The 15589-nt window shown below is 63.8% G+C and carries 12 protein-coding genes; 9 read left to right on the forward strand and 3 right to left on the reverse strand.

What is annotated here, in order from left to right; genetic code table 11:
• Positions 1-157: 157 nt before the first annotated feature.
• The 7 genes from JV551A3_RS25530 (at position 158) to cmoB (ending at position 11282) form a co-directional block, all read left to right on the forward strand.
• Positions 158-2203 carry a TonB-dependent receptor gene (locus JV551A3_RS25530; RefSeq protein WP_133975030.1) on the forward strand — a complete coding sequence of 682 codons (2046 nt, stop codon included), beginning with the start codon at positions 158-160 and terminating at the stop codon, positions 2201-2203.
• 300 nt (positions 2204-2503) lie between these two features.
• Positions 2504-3838 carry a carbohydrate porin gene (locus JV551A3_RS25535; RefSeq protein WP_133975032.1) on the forward strand — a complete coding sequence of 445 codons (1335 nt, stop codon included), beginning with the start codon at positions 2504-2506 and terminating at the stop codon, positions 3836-3838.
• Between the two features lie 29 nt (positions 3839-3867).
• The gene (locus JV551A3_RS25540; RefSeq protein WP_133975034.1) at positions 3868-6279 is read left to right on the forward strand and encodes a glucose/quinate/shikimate family membrane-bound PQQ-dependent dehydrogenase; all 2412 of its coding nucleotides are present in this window, start codon (positions 3868-3870) and stop codon (positions 6277-6279) included.
• Between the two features lie 217 nt (positions 6280-6496).
• Positions 6497-8917 (forward strand): endopeptidase La, encoded by a 2421-nt coding sequence (lon, locus tag JV551A3_RS25545; RefSeq protein WP_112250563.1) that lies wholly within the window; start codon positions 6497-6499, stop codon positions 8915-8917.
• Between the two features lie 171 nt (positions 8918-9088).
• Positions 9089-9478, forward strand: a complete 390-nt coding sequence (locus JV551A3_RS25550; protein WP_133975036.1) for a protease inhibitor I42 family protein — start codon at positions 9089-9091, stop codon at positions 9476-9478.
• Between the two features lie 107 nt (positions 9479-9585).
• Positions 9586-10329 (forward strand): carboxy-S-adenosyl-L-methionine synthase CmoA, encoded by a 744-nt coding sequence (gene cmoA / locus JV551A3_RS25555; protein ID WP_133975038.1) that lies wholly within the window; start codon positions 9586-9588, stop codon positions 10327-10329.
• Positions 10326-11282 (forward strand): tRNA 5-methoxyuridine(34)/uridine 5-oxyacetic acid(34) synthase CmoB, encoded by a 957-nt coding sequence (gene cmoB / locus JV551A3_RS25560; RefSeq protein WP_133975040.1) that lies wholly within the window; start codon positions 10326-10328, stop codon positions 11280-11282. The genes cmoA and cmoB overlap by 4 nt, the downstream gene beginning before the upstream one ends.
• Before the next feature lie 70 nt (positions 11283-11352).
• Here cmoB and JV551A3_RS25565 read toward each other — a convergent pair whose 3' ends face one another.
• Entirely contained in the window at positions 11353-11556 is a 204-nt protein-coding gene (locus JV551A3_RS25565; RefSeq protein WP_133975042.1) for a hypothetical protein, read from the reverse strand.
• A 349-nt stretch (positions 11557-11905) separates the two neighbouring features.
• Between JV551A3_RS25565 and JV551A3_RS25570 the strand changes: the two genes are divergently transcribed.
• Positions 11906-12580 (forward strand): heavy metal response regulator transcription factor, encoded by a 675-nt coding sequence (locus JV551A3_RS25570; protein ID WP_133975044.1) that lies wholly within the window; start codon positions 11906-11908, stop codon positions 12578-12580.
• A complete protein-coding gene (locus tag JV551A3_RS25575) occupies positions 12577-13959 on the forward strand; it encodes a heavy metal sensor histidine kinase (protein ID WP_133975046.1) in 1383 nt (460 codons plus the stop codon). The genes JV551A3_RS25570 and JV551A3_RS25575 overlap by 4 nt, the downstream gene beginning before the upstream one ends.
• Positions 13960-14085: 126 nt before the next feature.
• On the opposite strand, the gene pdxJ is transcribed toward JV551A3_RS25575, so the two are convergent.
• Both pdxJ and recO read right to left on the reverse strand, forming a co-directional pair.
• Entirely contained in the window at positions 14086-14808 is a 723-nt protein-coding gene (pdxJ, locus tag JV551A3_RS25580; protein WP_243432208.1) for a pyridoxine 5'-phosphate synthase, read from the reverse strand.
• A 61-nt stretch (positions 14809-14869) separates the two neighbouring features.
• A complete protein-coding gene (gene recO / locus JV551A3_RS25585; protein WP_133975048.1) occupies positions 14870-15553 on the reverse strand; it encodes a DNA repair protein RecO in 684 nt (227 codons plus the stop codon).
• Between the last annotated feature and the right edge of the window lie 36 nt (positions 15554-15589).

The following is a 15589-nucleotide window of genomic DNA, read 5'->3' on the forward strand; positions in this document are numbered from 1 at the left end:
TCCGTAGGAAAGATGCGCACCTTACACGAGTGTAGTGGTGGGTGGGATCAGATGAGTCGACAGAAAAACCGCTGGCCAGGCGCAAAACCTCTGTGCTGAAATAGAGATGTTATATTGTAACAATACAAAAGCATCTGCCAAGGAACGCCCCATCCCCATGCTGTACACACCGCTTCGCCTTTCTCCTCTCGCCATCGCACTGTGGCTGGCCGCATCACCCAGCCACGCCGTGGAACTCGAACCTCAGGTCATCACCGCCAACCCTTTGGGCAACAGCCAGCTGGCCGCCCCCAGCACCGTGCTCGAAGGCGACAAGCTGCTGCAACAGCAACACGGCAGCCTCGGTGAAACCCTGAACAAACAGCCCGGAGTCGCCTCTACCTGGTTCGGCCCTGGCGCCAGTCGCCCGGTAATCCGTGGCCTGGATGGCGACCGCATTCGCATCCTGCGCAATGGCGTCGGCGCCCTGGATGCTTCATCGCTGTCCTACGACCACGCCGTGCCGCTGGACCCGGTGACCGTCGACCGCATCGAGATCGTCCGTGGCCCGGCTGCCCTGCTCTACGGCGGCAACGCCATCGGCGGCGTGGTCAACACCTTCGACAATCGCATCCCGGACGCCCCCATCGAGGGCATCCAAGGTGCCGGTGAACTGCGCTACGGCGGCGCCGATACCACCCGCAGCAGCGCTGGCAAGCTGGAAGCCGGCAACGGTGCCTTTGCCCTGCACCTGGATGCCAACAGCCGCCAGTTCAACGACCTTCGCATCCCCGGTTACGCGCGCAGTTCCAAGGTACGCGATGCCGACGAACCCGGCAGCAAGCACCGCCTGGAAAACAGCGACGGCCGCCAGGACGGTGGCGCCGTGGGTGGCGCCTACCATTGGGACCACGGTTACGCCGGCGTGTCGTACAGCCGCTACGACAGCAACTATGGCTCGGTAGCCGAGCCAGGTGTGCGCCTGGACATGAAGCAGGACCATTACGCCTTCGCCTCCGAACTGCGCGATCTGGAAGGCCCGTTCACTTCGGTCAAGGTCGATGCCGGCTACACCGACTACGAGCACCGTGAAATCGAAGAAGGCGAGGTCCACACCACCTTCAGGAACAAGGGCTATGAAGCACGTATCGAAGCCCGCCACCAACCGCTCGGGCCGGTAGAAGGCGTGATCGGTGCGCAGGTCAGCCGCAACGAATTCTCCGCCTTGGGCGAGGAAGCCTTCGTCCCGCACACCGACACCGATAGCCTGGCGCTGTTCATGCTGGAACAGTGGCAAGCCACCGAGCGCCTGAACCTGAGCCTGGGCGCACGCATGGAGCACACCCGGGTCGACCCGGATGCCAAAGGCAACGAGAACTTCGCCGACGCCGACAGCGCCAGCAGTTTCAACGCCTTCAGCCTGTCTTCCGGGGCGGTGTACCAGCTCGACCCGATCTGGGCGCTGGCCGCCAACCTCGGCTACACCGAGCGCGCCCCGACCTTCTACGAGCTGTATGCCAATGGTGCCCACGTGGCCACCGGAGCCTTTGAAGTCGGCGATGCCAGCCTGAACAAGGAAAAAGCCATTTCTGCCGACCTGGCCCTGCGTTTCGACAACGGCACCCACAAGGGCAGTGTCGGGGTGTTCTACAGCCACTTCCGCAACTACATCGGCCTGATCGGCACCGGCAACATCCGCGAGGGGCATGACCATGACCATGGCGAGGATGACCACGACCACGATCACGACCATGACGGTTTCCCGGAGTACCAGTACCAGGGCGTGCGGGCGCGCTTCTATGGCATCGAGGCCCAGGACCGCTGGCAACTGGTCGAGAACCGTTATGGCAGCTTCGCCCTGGAGCTCTCCGGCGATTACACCCGGGCGAAGAACCTCGACAGTGGCGAGCCGCTGCCACGCATCGCCCCGCTGCGCCTGAACAGCGGCCTGGTCTGGGAGCTGGACCGCTGGCAGGTGCGGGTCGATGTGCAGCATGCCGCGTCGCAGCATCGCAAACCGGCCAACGAAACCAGCACCGACGGCTACACCACGCTGGGGGCCAGCGTTGGCTACCGCTTCGAAGTTGGCCAGAGCCAGTGGCTGGCGTTTGTACGCGGCGAGAACCTGACTGACCAGACCGTGCGCTATGCCAGCTCGATCCTGCGCGATATCGCCCCGGCGCCGGGGCGCAGCGTGGAAGTGGGCCTGCGTACCACCTTCTAACCTGACGCGATCCCTGTGGGAGCGGGTTTACCCGCGAATGCGATGCCAGGGCCACCGCCGCATTCGCGGGTGAACCCGCTCCCACAAGGTCCCTCCTTTATCGTCCCATCATCTGTACTGTTACCAGACAAGCAACAATCCACTGCGACAATTTGTCTTTTTTTCTTACAATTTCCTCTATATCCTCCCCGCCGCAAGCTGAATCGCTTCATCGAAACCATCTTGTTGCCATATCCATTGAAGGGCGCTCCCTTCGATGCGCTTGCCGTTTATTCAATAATCAGAAGATAGCGCTATCTCATGCTCCAACTGCCCAAAACCTGTTACATCGGCCTTGCCCTCAGTGCCCTGGCGGCTCCCACCGGCGCCAGCGAGATGTTCGCCAGCGGCTCCCCATGGATGCTCGGCGACTGGGGTGGTACCCGCAGCGAACTGCTGGAAAAAGGCTACGACTTCACCCTCGGCTACACCGGCGAGATGGGCAGCAACCTGCAGGGTGGCTACGACCACGACCGCACCGCGCGCTACAGCGACCAGTTCACCTTCGGTAGCCACCTGGACCTGGAGAAGATCCTCGGCTGGCACGACACCGAATTCCAGCTGACCATCACCGAGCGTCACGGCGACAACATCAGCAACGACCGCATCAACGACCCACGTGTCGGCGGCTTCACCTCGGCCCAGGAGGTCTGGGGCCGCGGTGAAACCTGGCGGCTGACGCAGATGTGGATCAAGCAGAAGTACTTCGATGGCGCACTGGATGTGAAATTCGGCCGTTTCGGCGAGGGCGAAGACTTCAACAGCTTCCCGTGCGACTTCCAGAACCTGGCCTTCTGCGGCTCGCAGGTAGGCAACTGGGTGGGTGGCATCTGGTACAACTGGCCGGTCAGCCAGTGGGCTTTGCGCGTGCGCTACAACCTCAACGATGCGCTCTACGCCCAAGTCGGCGTGTACGAGCAGAACCCCTCCAACCTGGAATCGGGCAACGGCTTCAAGCTCAGCGGCAGTGGCACCCAGGGCGCGGTAATGCCGATAGAACTGGTATGGAGCCCACGGGTCAATGGTCTGAAAGGGGAATATCGCGCCGGCTACTACTACAGTAATGCCAAGGCACAGGATGTTCTCAAGGACAGCAACGGCCAGCCGGCAGCCCTCAGCGGCGCGGCCTACCGCAGCAGTTCGAGCAAGCACGGGTTGTGGCTCGGCGCCCAGCAGCAGGTGACTTCGCTGGCGTCCGACCAGTCGCGTGGCCTGAGCCTGTTCGCCAACGCCACAGTGCACGACAAGAAGACCAATGCCATCGACAACTATGTTCAGGCAGGACTGGTATACAAAGGGCCCTTCGATGCCCGCGCCAAGGACGACATCGGTTTCGCCCTCGCCCGCGTGCATGTCAACCCTGCATATCGCAAGAACGCGCGCCTGGCCAACCAGGCCGCCGGCCTCTACGACTACGACAACCCCGGCTTCCTGCCGGTGCAGGACACCGAGTACAGCGCCGAGCTGTACTACGGCATCCACCTGGCCGACTGGCTCACGGTACGCCCCAACCTGCAGTACATCCGCCACCCGGGCGGGGTGTCGCAAGTCGATGGCGCCCTGATCGGCGGCCTGAAGATCCAGAGCAGTTTCTAACCCCTTTTTGACCTGACGGAGAACCTACGATGAGCACTGAAGGTGCCAACAATGGAAGCCGCTGGCTACCGCGCCTGATCGGCGCGCTGCTATTGCTGATGGGCCTGGCCCTGCTGGCCGGCGGCATCAAGCTGAGCCAGCTGGGCGGATCGCTTTATTACCTGATCGCCGGTATCGGCTTCGCCCTGTCGGGCATCCTGCTGCTGGCCCAGCGCCGCATCGCCCTGGGCCTCTACGGCCTGGTACTGCTGGGCAGCACCGTGTGGGCCCTGCTCGAAGTGGGCCTGGACTGGTGGCAACTGGTGCCTCGCCTGGCCATATGGTTTGCCATCGGCGTGGTCCTGCTGCTGCCCTGGGCGCGTCGCCCGCTGATCGGCCCGGCCAGCAAAGCCAATACTGCGCTGCTCGGCGTTGCGGTGGTCGCTTCGGGCGCTTGCGCCCTGGGCAGCCAGTTCACCCACCCCGGTGAAGTGTTCGGCGAACTGGGCCGCGACAGCAGCGAAATGGCCAGCGCTGCCCCGGCCATGCCCGACGGTGAATGGCAGGCCTACGGGCGTACCGAGCACGGTGACCGCTATTCGCCACTGCGCCAGATCACCCCGCAGAACGCCTACCGCCTGGAAGAAGCATGGCGCATCCGCACCGGTGACCTGCCAACCGAAAACGACCCGGTGGAGCTGACCAACCAGAACACCCCGCTGAAGGTCAACGGCATGCTCTATGCCTGCACCGCGCACAGCCGCCTGCTGGCTCTGGACCCGGACACCGGAGCGGAAATCTGGCGCTACGACCCTCAGGTCAAGAGCCCGGTCGGCACGTTCAAGGGCTTTGCCCACATGACCTGCCGTGGCGTTTCGTACTATGACGAAAACCGCTACGTCAGCCGCGACGGCAGCCCGGTACCGAAAATTACCGACGCCGGCCAGGCCGTGGCCCAGGCCTGCCCTCGCCGCCTCTACCTGCCGACTGCGGACGCCCGCCTGATCGCCATCAACGCCGACAACGGCAAGGTCTGCGAAGGCTTCGCCAACCAGGGCGTGATCGACCTTACCACCGGCATCGGCCCGTTCACCGCTGGCGGCTACTACTCCACCTCGCCAGCCGCGGTTACCCGTGACCTGGTGATCATCGGTGGCCATGTCACCGACAACGAGTCGACCAACGAGCCATCCGGCGTGATCCGCGCCTACGACGTGCATGACGGCCACCTGGTGTGGAACTGGGACAGCAACAACCCGGACGACACCCAGCCACTGGCGCCCGGCAAGATGTACAGCCGCAACTCGGCCAACATGTGGTCGATCGCCAGCGTCGACGAAGACCTCGGCATGATCTACCTGCCACTGGGCAACCAGACCCCGGACCAGTGGGGCGCGAACCGCACCCCGGGTGCCGAGAAGTACAGCGCCGGCGTTGTCGCCCTCGACCTTGCCACCGGCAAGGCTCGCTGGAACTACCAGTTCACCCACCACGACCTGTGGGACATGGACGTCGGCAGCCAGCCGACCCTGGTCCACCTGAAGACCGACGATGGCGTGAAGCCGGCAATCATCGTGCCGACCAAGCAAGGCAGCCTGTACGTGCTCGACCGCCGCGACGGTACGCCGATCGTGCCGATCCGCGAAATCCCCACCCCGCAAGGTGCGGTGAAGGGCGATCACACCTCGCCGACCCAGGCCCGCTCCGACCTCAACCTGCTTGGCCCCGAGCTGACCGAACAGGCCATGTGGGGCGCCACGCCGTTCGACCAGATGCTGTGCCGCATCCAGTTCCGCGAGCTGCGTTACGAGGGCCAGTACACTCCACCATCCGAGCAAGGCTCTCTGGTCTACCCGGGCAACGTCGGTGTGTTCAACTGGGGTAGCGTGTCGGTCGACCCGGTGCGCCAACTGCTGTTCACCTCGCCCAACTACATGGCTTTCGTGTCGAAGATGATCCCGCGTGAGCAAGTTGCCGAGGGCAGCAAGCGCGAAAGCGAGACCAGCGGCGTGCAGCCGAACACCGGCGCGCCGTACGCAGTGACCATGCACCCGTTCATGTCGCCACTGGGCGTACCGTGCCAGGCCCCGGCCTGGGGCTATGTCGCGGCCATCGACCTGTTCACCAACAAGGTGGTGTGGAAGCACAAGAACGGCACCACCCGCGACAGCACCCCGGTGCCGATCGGCCTGCCGGTTGGCGTGCCGAGCATGGGCGGCTCGATTGTCACCGCTGGTGGCGTCGGCTTCCTCAGCGGCACACTGGACCAGTACCTGCGCGCCTATGACGTGAACAACGGCAAGGAACTGTGGAAAGCCCGCCTGCCAGCGGGTGGCCAGGCCACGCCGATGACCTACAGCGGCAAGGATGGCAAGCAGTACGTGCTGGTGACTGCCGGCGGGCATGGCTCGCTGGGCACCAGGATGGGCGACTACATCATCGCCTACAAACTGGCTGAGTAATCCAGAGATGCGGCAGTGGACCTGCTGCCGCATTCGCGGGTAAACCCGCTCCCACAGGTAAGGCGCTGCCCCTAAGGTCGGCGCCGTACCTGTGGGAGCGGGTTTACCCGCGAAGAGGCCGGTACAGGTATCACTTCTCTCTGCACCCTTCGTCTACCATTGAAACCCATCCCCCCGCGCCCCATCTAAGCACCATAGTCATTCACGCAGGTGCCCCATGAGCGACCAGCAGGATTTCCCGGAACATCCCGACGAACACAGCGAAGTCGAACACACCACTCCCCAGGCCGAAACCGGCCACGCCCTCGCCCTGCCCGGCCAGCAGCTGCCGGACAAGGTCTACGTGATCCCGATCCACAACCGTCCGTTCTTCCCGGCCCAGGTGCTGCCGGTCATCGTCAATGAAGACCCTTGGGCAGAAACCCTCGACCTGGTAGCCAAGACACCAGACCACAGCCTGGCCCTGTTCTTCATGGATACTCCGCCAGAAGACCACCGCCATTTCGACACCTCGGCGCTGCCCCAGTACGGCACGCTGGTGAAGGTGCACCACGCCAGCCGCGAGAACGGCAAGCTGCAGTTCGTCGCCCAGGGCCTGACCCGGGTACGCATCCGTACCTGGCTCAAGCACCACCGCCCGCCGTACCTGGTAGAGGTCGAATACCCGCGCCAGCCCGCCGAGCCGACCGACGAGGTCAAGGCCTACGGCATGGCGCTGATCAACGCGATCAAGGAGCTGCTGCCGCTCAACCCGCTGTACAGCGAAGAGCTGAAGAACTACCTCAACCGCTTCAGCCCCAACGACCCGTCGCCACTCACCGACTTCGCCGCCGCCCTCACCTCGGCTACCGGCAGCCAGTTGCAGGAAGTGCTCGACTGCGTGCCCATGCTCAAGCGCATGGAAAAGGTCCTGCCGATGCTGCGCAAGGAAGTCGAGGTCGCGCGCCTGCAGAACGAGATCTCGGCCGAGGTCAACCGGCAGATCGGCGAGCACCAGCGCGAGTTCTTCCTCAAGGAACAGCTCAAGGTCATCCAGCAGGAACTGGGCCTGACCAAGGACGACCGCAGCGCCGACCTCGAGCAGTTCGAGCAGCGCCTCGAAGGCAAGACCCTGCCGGACCAGGCGCGCAAGCGCATCGACGAAGAGATGGGCAAGCTGGCCATCCTCGAAACCGGCTCGCCCGAATACGCTGTCACCCGCAACTACCTGGACTGGGCAACCGCCCTGCCCTGGGGCGTGTACGGCAAGGACAAGCTCGACCTCAACCACGCGCGCAAGGTCCTAGACCAGCACCACGCCGGCCTCGATGACATCAAGGAGCGCATTCTCGAATTCCTCGCCGTGGGCGCCTGGAAAGGCGAGATCAGCGGCTCGATCGTGCTGCTGGTTGGCCCGCCCGGGGTCGGCAAGACCAGCATCGGCAAGTCCATCGCCGAATCGCTCGGCCGGCCGTTCTACCGCTTCAGTGTCGGCGGCATGCGTGACGAGGCCGAGATCAAGGGCCACCGCCGCACCTACATCGGCGCCCAGCCCGGCAAGTTGGTGCAGGCCCTGAAGGACGTTGAAGTGATGAACCCGGTGATCATGCTCGACGAGATCGACAAGATGGGCCAGAGCTACCAGGGCGACCCGGCTTCAGCACTGCTGGAAACCCTCGACCCGGAGCAGAACGTCGACTTCCTCGACCACTACCTCGACCTGCGTCTGGACCTGTCCAAGGTACTGTTCGTGTGCACCGCCAACACCCTGGACTCGATCCCCGGGCCATTGCTCGACCGCATGGAAGTGATCCGCCTGTCCGGCTACATCACCGAAGAGAAGCTGGCCATCGCCAAGCGCCACCTGTGGCCCAAGCAGCTGGAAAAGGCCGGCGTGGCCAAGACCAGCCTCGGCATCAGCGACAGTGCGCTGCGCGCGGTGATCGAAGGCTATGCCCGAGAAGCCGGGGTGCGCCAGCTGGAGAAACAACTGGGCAAGCTGGTGCGCAAGGCAGTGGTCAAGCTGCTGGATAACCCCGAGGCCAAGCTGAAGATAGGCACCAAGGACCTGGAAGCCGCGCTTGGCATGCCCGTGTTCCGCAGCGAGCAAGTGCTGGCCGGCAAAGGCGTGATCACCGGCCTGGCCTGGACCAGCATGGGCGGCGCCACGCTGCCGATCGAAGCCACCCGTATCCACACCCTCAACCGGGGCTTCAAGCTGACCGGCAAGCTGGGTGATGTGATGAAAGAGTCGGCCGAAATCGCCTACAGCTACGTCAGCTCCAACCTCAAGCAGTTCGGTGGTGACCCGGGTTTCTTCAACGAAGCGTTCATTCACCTGCACGTGCCCGAAGGCGCCACGCCAAAGGACGGCCCGAGTGCCGGCATCACCATGGCCAGCGCCCTGTTGTCGCTGGCCCGTGACCAGGCGCCCAAGAAAGGCGTGGCCATGACTGGCGAGCTGACGCTGACCGGGCAGGTGCTGCCGATTGGCGGTGTGCGCGAGAAGGTGATTGCGGCGCGGCGGCAGAAGATCTTCGAGCTGATCTTGCCGGAGCCTAACCGTGGGGACTATGAAGAGCTGCCGGACTACCTGCGCGAAGGCCTGACCGTGCATTTTGCCAAGCGCTTTGCCGATGTGGCGAAAGTCCTGTTCTAGCCAGCACCGGCCGCTTCGCGGGTAAACCCGCTCCCACAGGGATAGCGCAGGGCTTTAGCCCAGTGAGGTCCCCTGTGGGAGCGGGTTTACCCGCGAAAGGGCCGGCACAGGCAACACAAATCTCCTCGATCATCGGTTATCCTCAGGCCATCACCAGCCTACGGAGCCAACATGACCGCCCCTCGTCTGCTCGTTCCCCTGAGCTTCGCCCTGCTTTCTGCCTGCGCCCATCAGCCCACCCAGCCGGTTGCACTCGATGCCGAAAGCGAATGCCCGACGCGCCTGCAGGTTGGCCAGACGCTGACCCTGACACTGCCAAGCAACCCGTCCACCGGTTACCGCTGGCGGGTCGAAAACCCAGCCGCGAACGTGCTGCAAAGCCTCGGCCCGGAGGTGTACAGCGGCCCGGAAGAAGATGTGGTCGGCAGCGCCGGTGTCTCGACCTGGCGCTACCAGGCCAGCGGCGCCGGCGATGGCCAGTTGGTGCTGATCTACCAGCAGCCGTGGGCTGCAGATGTTGCCCCGGTACAGACTTTCGATTGCAGGATCGTCGTCCGCTGACCGCAGCGGTTGCGCCATGAACACCCTGAGGCTGAAGCGCTGCCATGGCAAGAATCGCGGCCTTTGGCTAAAATGCGCCTCCGTTTCACCCTGTATCGAGCCCTCCCGTGAGCAAACAACCCGACCGCCTTTTCGCCCAGCCCCTGGAGCAGGTGCCCGACTTCGTCTTCAACGAAGATGTGGTGCGTGTGTTCCCGGACATGATCAAGCGCTCGGTACCGGGCTACCCGACCATCGTCGAGAACCTCGGCGTGCTGGCTGCGCGCTTCGCCCAGCCGCACACCGCGCTATACGACCTGGGTGCTTCGCTGGGCGCCGTTACCCAGTCGCTGCGCCGTCATGTGCGCAGCGACGGCTGCCGAGTTGTTGCCGTGGACAACTCCGCGGCAATGGTCGAGCGTTGCCGCCAATACCTCACTGCCCAGGACTCGATGTTCCAGGAACTGCTGCCGGTGCAAGTGCTGGAAGCCGACATCCTGGCCCTGCCCTTCGAGCCCGCCTCGGTGGTGGCGATGAACTTCACCCTGCAGTTCATCGCACCCGACCAGCGCCTGGAACTGCTCGGTCGCATCCGCCAGGCGCTGTTGCCCGGTGGTGCGCTGATCCTCTCGGAAAAACTGCGCTTCGCCGATGCTGAACAGCAGGACTTGCTCAACGAACTGCACCTGGACTTCAAACGTGCCAATGGCTACAGCGAACTGGAGATTGCCCAGAAGCGCAGCGCCATCGAGAACGTGATGAGGCCCGATACCCTCGAAGCCCACCAGGCACGCCTGCGCGCAGCCGGTTTCTCGAAGGTGGTGCCCTGGTTCCAATGCCTTAACTTCGCCTCTTTGATTGCCCTGCCATGATCGATCTGTCCCCCCTCGTCCGCCGCCTGGCGGGCACCCCCCTGGCTTCCTGGTCGCAAGGCCTGCAAGCGCAACTGGAAGCCAAGCTGGAGAAGGGCCACGGCGATCTCGACCGCTGGCGAGGAGCGCTTGAAGCGCTGCCCGCCCTGCAGCCGAGCGAAATCGACCTGGTCAACGGGCTGCGCCTGGACTGCGATTGCGACGACGCGACCCGCGCGCAGATGCGTCAGGCATTGATGGGCCTGTCGCCTTGGCGCAAAGGGCCGTTCGACCTGTTCGGGGTACATGTGGACACCGAGTGGCGTTCGGACTGGAAATGGTCCCGGGTTGGTCCGCACCTGGACCTCAAGGGCAAGCGTGTGCTCGATGTGGGCTGCGGCAACGGCTACTACCAGTGGCGCATGCTCGGTGCCGGTGCCGACATGGTTGTTGGCGTCGACCCGAACTGGCTGTTCTTCTGCCAGTTCCAGGCCGTCCAACAATACCTGCCAGAGTTGCCCGCATGGCACCTGCCGTTCGCCCTCGAAGACCTGCCGGCCAACCTCGAAGGTTTCGATACGGTGTTTTCCATGGGTGTGTTCTATCACCGCCGCTCGCCTATCGAGCACCTGCTGGCGCTCAAGGACTGCCTGGTCAAAGGTGGCGAACTGGTGCTGGAAACCCTGGTGATCGAAGGTGACGAAAACCAGGTTCTGGTACCTGAGGACCGCTATGCACAGATGCGCAACGTCTGGTATCTGCCATCGGTACCAGCCCTGGAGCGCTGGTTGCGCCGGGCCGGCTTCAGCGATGTGCGGTGCGTCGACGTAAGCGTGACCAGCGTTGAGGAACAGCGCAGCACCGAGTGGATGCGCTACCAGTCACTGGTCGACTTCCTTGACCCGAACGACCACAGCAAGACCATCGAAGGCCTGCCGGCTCCACGTCGCGCCACCCTGCTGGCGCGCAAATAAAAAAAGACGCCCGGATGGGCGTCTGAATACATCTGCGCCGAGGAGCTGGCGCGGCGCAGGTGCTGTAACTTCAGTCCTTGGCCAACTTGCTGGCCCTCTCCTGCGCCTTGCGCTCACGTTCGGCAACGGCCTGTTGCTTGTCGCCGTGCAGGCGCTGCTGGTCTTCGCGGAATGCTTGCCAGAATTGTTTCGAACGCTCCGCACCGCCCTCGGCGTAAACACTGGCGCTGCCCAGGGCAAGGGTGGCCAACAGCAGGTATTTGGTCAGGTTCATCGTGGTTGCCTCGTGATAACCGATCAGACACGGCCATCCTAGCTAGGGCTAGCTAACGGCAAGGTGAGGCGGGGATTACAGTCTTGCAATGTGGCCCTGTGTTGTCAGTGCTGGCCTCTTCGCGGGTAAACCCGCTCCCACAGGAACTGCAAGGATTTCAGCGTCTGTGAAGACCTTGTGGGAGCGGGTTTACCCGCGAAAGGGCCGCAACAGACAGCCAGATAACACCAGCATTACAAATCCGTTATCTGCGCCGCGCGCCCTTACTCATGCCGTAACATCCTGCCCCTTGACCCTGATGCCACTACAGGGTCGAGAATCGCCCCCTTTTCATCACACCGAGCCTCCCATGCGTCTACTGATCATCGAGGACGAACTGCGCACCGCCGATTACCTGCAGCAGGGCCTGCGCGAGAACGGCTACGTGGTCGACTGCGCCCACACCGGCACCGATGGCCTGCACCTGGCCCGCCAGCAGCCCTACGACCTGGTCATTCTCGACGTCAACCTGCCCGAACTCGATGGCTGGACCGTGCTGCAGCGGCTACGTGCCGAATCGGCCACGCGCATCATGATGCTCACCGCCCACGGCCGCCTGGCCGACCGGGTCAAGGGCCTGGACCTGGGAGCCGACGACTACCTGCTCAAACCCTTCGAGTTTCCGGAACTGCTGGCCCGCATCCGCAGCTTGCTGCGCCGTAACGACCAGCAACTGCAGCCCAGCACCCTGCGCGTCGCCGATCTGGAGCTGGACCCCGCCCGCCACCGGGCTTACCGTGCCGGGCAGCGTATCGACCTGACCGCCAAGGAATTCGCCCTGCTGCATCTGCTGATGCGCCAGACTGGCGAAGTGCTGTCGCGCACCCAGATCATCTCGCTGGTGTGGGACATGAACTTCGACTGCGACACCAATGTGGTCGAGGTTTCGATCCGGCGCCTGCGGGCAAAGATCGACGACCCGTTCGACGACAAACTGATCCATACCCTGCGTGGCGTCGGCTACGTGCTCGAGGCACGCTTTTGAACAACGCCAGCCTGTCACTGCGCCTGGGCCTGAGCGTGACGCTGATGGGCGCCGCACTGGTGCTGCTGCTGGCCTGCCTGGCCGTGTTCGCCCTTGATCACGAACTGGACAACCGCGCACGCAAGGACCTGGCGCGCAAGATGCTGCAGGTCGAGCACAACCTGCGCGTCGACCTGCGTAGCGAAGACCTGGGCAGCCGCGCCCATCCCTTGCTCGACCTGGTGATGGGGCACGACAACCTCAGCCTCAGTGTGCTGGCCCTGGAAGGCCGCCACCCGCACCTGCTCAGCCTGGGGCCAGCGCTTGAATCGCAGGTAGGCGAGCTGCGCACCGATGCCAGCCTGGCCTTTCATGCCTGGCACGACAGCAAAGGTAACCAGATACTTACCGCGACCCGGCTGATGCGCCTGCGCGACGACACCCCAGTCAGGGTGATGATGTCGCTCAACCGCGCCGACGACAACGCCCTGCTACAGGCTTACCTGCATTCCACCTTGCTGGCGTTGCCGCTGCTGTTGCTGTTGATCGGCGCCGGCGCCAGGTGGCTGACCCGGCGCGGCCTGAAGCCCTTGCGCCACTTCCGCCGCATTGCCGGGCAGGTGTCGGCGCAAGATTTGCGACATCGCCTGCCAGCGAGCGGCCTGCCGCTGGAACTGGCAGAGCTGGCCAGCAGCATCAATGTGATGCTCGATCGGCTCGATCAGGGGGTCAGCCAGCTGTCGCAGTTTTCCGACGATCTCGCCCACGAGCTGCGTACCCCCTTGAGCAACCTGATGGGCAGGGCCCAGGTGACCCTGGCCCGTGAACGGGACAACGCCAATTACCGCGAAGTGCTGGAAGACAGTATCGAAGAGCTGACCCGGCTCAACCGCATCATCAACGACATGCTGTTTCTTGCCCAGGTCAGCCAGCCTCAAGCCCAGGTGATGCTGAAACCCATGGCATTGGCCGACGAAACTGCTCGGGTTGTCGAACTTTTCGCGTTCAGTGCCGAACTGAAAGACGTTGAGCTGCGTGTTCAGGGCTGGGGGACGGCATTGGGGGATCGGCTGATGTTTCAACGGGCATTGTCGAATCTGTTGAGCAATGCCATTCGGCACTGCCCCGATGGCAAGCCCGTAGAGTTGCGCGTCGAGCGCCTGGGTAGTGAAATTCGACTTTCGGTAGAGAACCAGGGGCCTGGTATTGCTGAAGAGCACCACTCGCGCTTGTTCGAGCGGTTTTACCGGGTGGGCTCGGGGCGCTCGCGGCTGGAAGGCGGGACCGGGTTGGGGCTGGCGATCGTCAAGTCGATCATGCAGCTGCATGGCGGGCGGGTCGAGGTCAGCAGCAGCCCATTGGGGCCTACCCGCTTCACTTTGGTGTTTCCTGCCGATTGATCTTTCGCCTGTGCCGGCCTCTTCGCGGGTAAACCCGCTCCCACAGGTACCCTACAGGGCTGGGGCTTGTGCGACCCCTGTGGGAGCGGGTTTACCCGCGAAAGGGCCGGTACAGGCGACCGACGATCAGCGCGAAGCCGCCACGATCAGCGCCTTCATCTCGGCCACGGCGGCCTTGAAGCCCACGAACAAGGCATGCGCCACCAGCGCATGGCCGATGTTCAGTTCATTGATGCCCTTGATCGCGGCAACCGCCTCGACGTTGTGGTAATGCAGGCCATGCCCGGCATTGACGATCAGCCCCTGCCCCACCCCGAACGCCACACCATCGACGATACGCTTGAGCTCCTCAGCCACATCAGTCGGGGTTTCGGCGTCGGCGTAACGCCCGGTGTGCAGTTCGATGGCTGGCGCTCCAACACGACGCGATGCCTCGATCTGCCGCTCGTCGGCATCGATGAACAGCGACACTTCGGCACCGGTACGCGACAGGCGCTCAACCGCAGCCTTGATCCGTGCCTCCTGGCCCGCCACGTCCAGGCCGCCTTCGGTGGTCAGTTCCTGACGGGTTTCGGGTACCAGGCAGATGTGCGCCGGGCGAATCTTCTCGGCAAAGGCCATCATCTCTTCGGTGACGCCCATCTCGAAGTTCATGCGGGTCTGCAGCACGTCCTTGAGCAGCACCACATCACGCTCCTGGATGTGCCGGCGGTCTTCACGCAGGTGCACGGTGATGCCATCGGCGCCTGCTTCCTCGGCATCCAGGGCAGCCTTGACCGGATCAGGATAACGCGTGCCCCGGGCCTGACGCAGGGTCGCCACGTGGTCGATGTTTACGCCGAGAAGCATGCGGTTGCTGTGAGTCACGAAAGGCTCTCCTGATGATTGAGCCCCACAGCATACGTCCTGATCAGCGCTTGCGAAACAGTTCCCGGCTGACCAGCGGTTTTCCCCCCAGGTGAACCGCCAGTGCCTGGCGCATCAGGCGCTTGGCGGCGAGCAAGGCGCCTGGTGCATTCCAGTCGGCTTCAGCCAGGGCCACCAGTTCGGTGCCGCGGAACAGCCCGGGTTGCGCCAGTTCCACCCGCTCCAGGCCGGCATCCACACGCAAGCGGTACAGGCCGTCGAGCGCGATCGGCTGGTCATTGACGTCGTGGTGCAACGAAAACGCGTAACCGAGCTCGTCCAGCATCCGCCATTCGAACGAGCGCAGCAGCGGCTCCAGCGGGCGACCGGCGGCCAAGGCCTGCAAGGTCAGGGTGTAGTGCTCGAACAGCGCCGGGAAAGGCGCTTCGGCGGGCAGCAGGCGCATGAGCAGTTCGTTGAGGTACAACCCACTGAACAGGGCATCGCCGTGCAGCCAAGTGGCGATGCCGGCGCTGTCCATGCGGCCTACATTCTTCAGCTCGCCACGCCCACGCAGCTCAAGCTCCAGCGGCACGAACGGCCGCACCAGGCTGCCACCCTTGCCACGCGCACGGCGCAACACGGCGCGCATGCGGCCCTGCGGGGTGAAAAAGTCCACCAGCGCGCTGGTTTCCTTGTAGGCACGGCTGTGCAGCACGTAAGCTGGCTGGCCAACAGGTTGTTCCATAAACGCTCTCTAAAAGCCCCAGACAACTGTGGGAGC

The sequence above is a fragment of the Pseudomonas inefficax genome, assembly GCF_900277125.1.
Lineage (GTDB): Bacteria > Pseudomonadota > Gammaproteobacteria > Pseudomonadales > Pseudomonadaceae > Aquipseudomonas > Aquipseudomonas inefficax.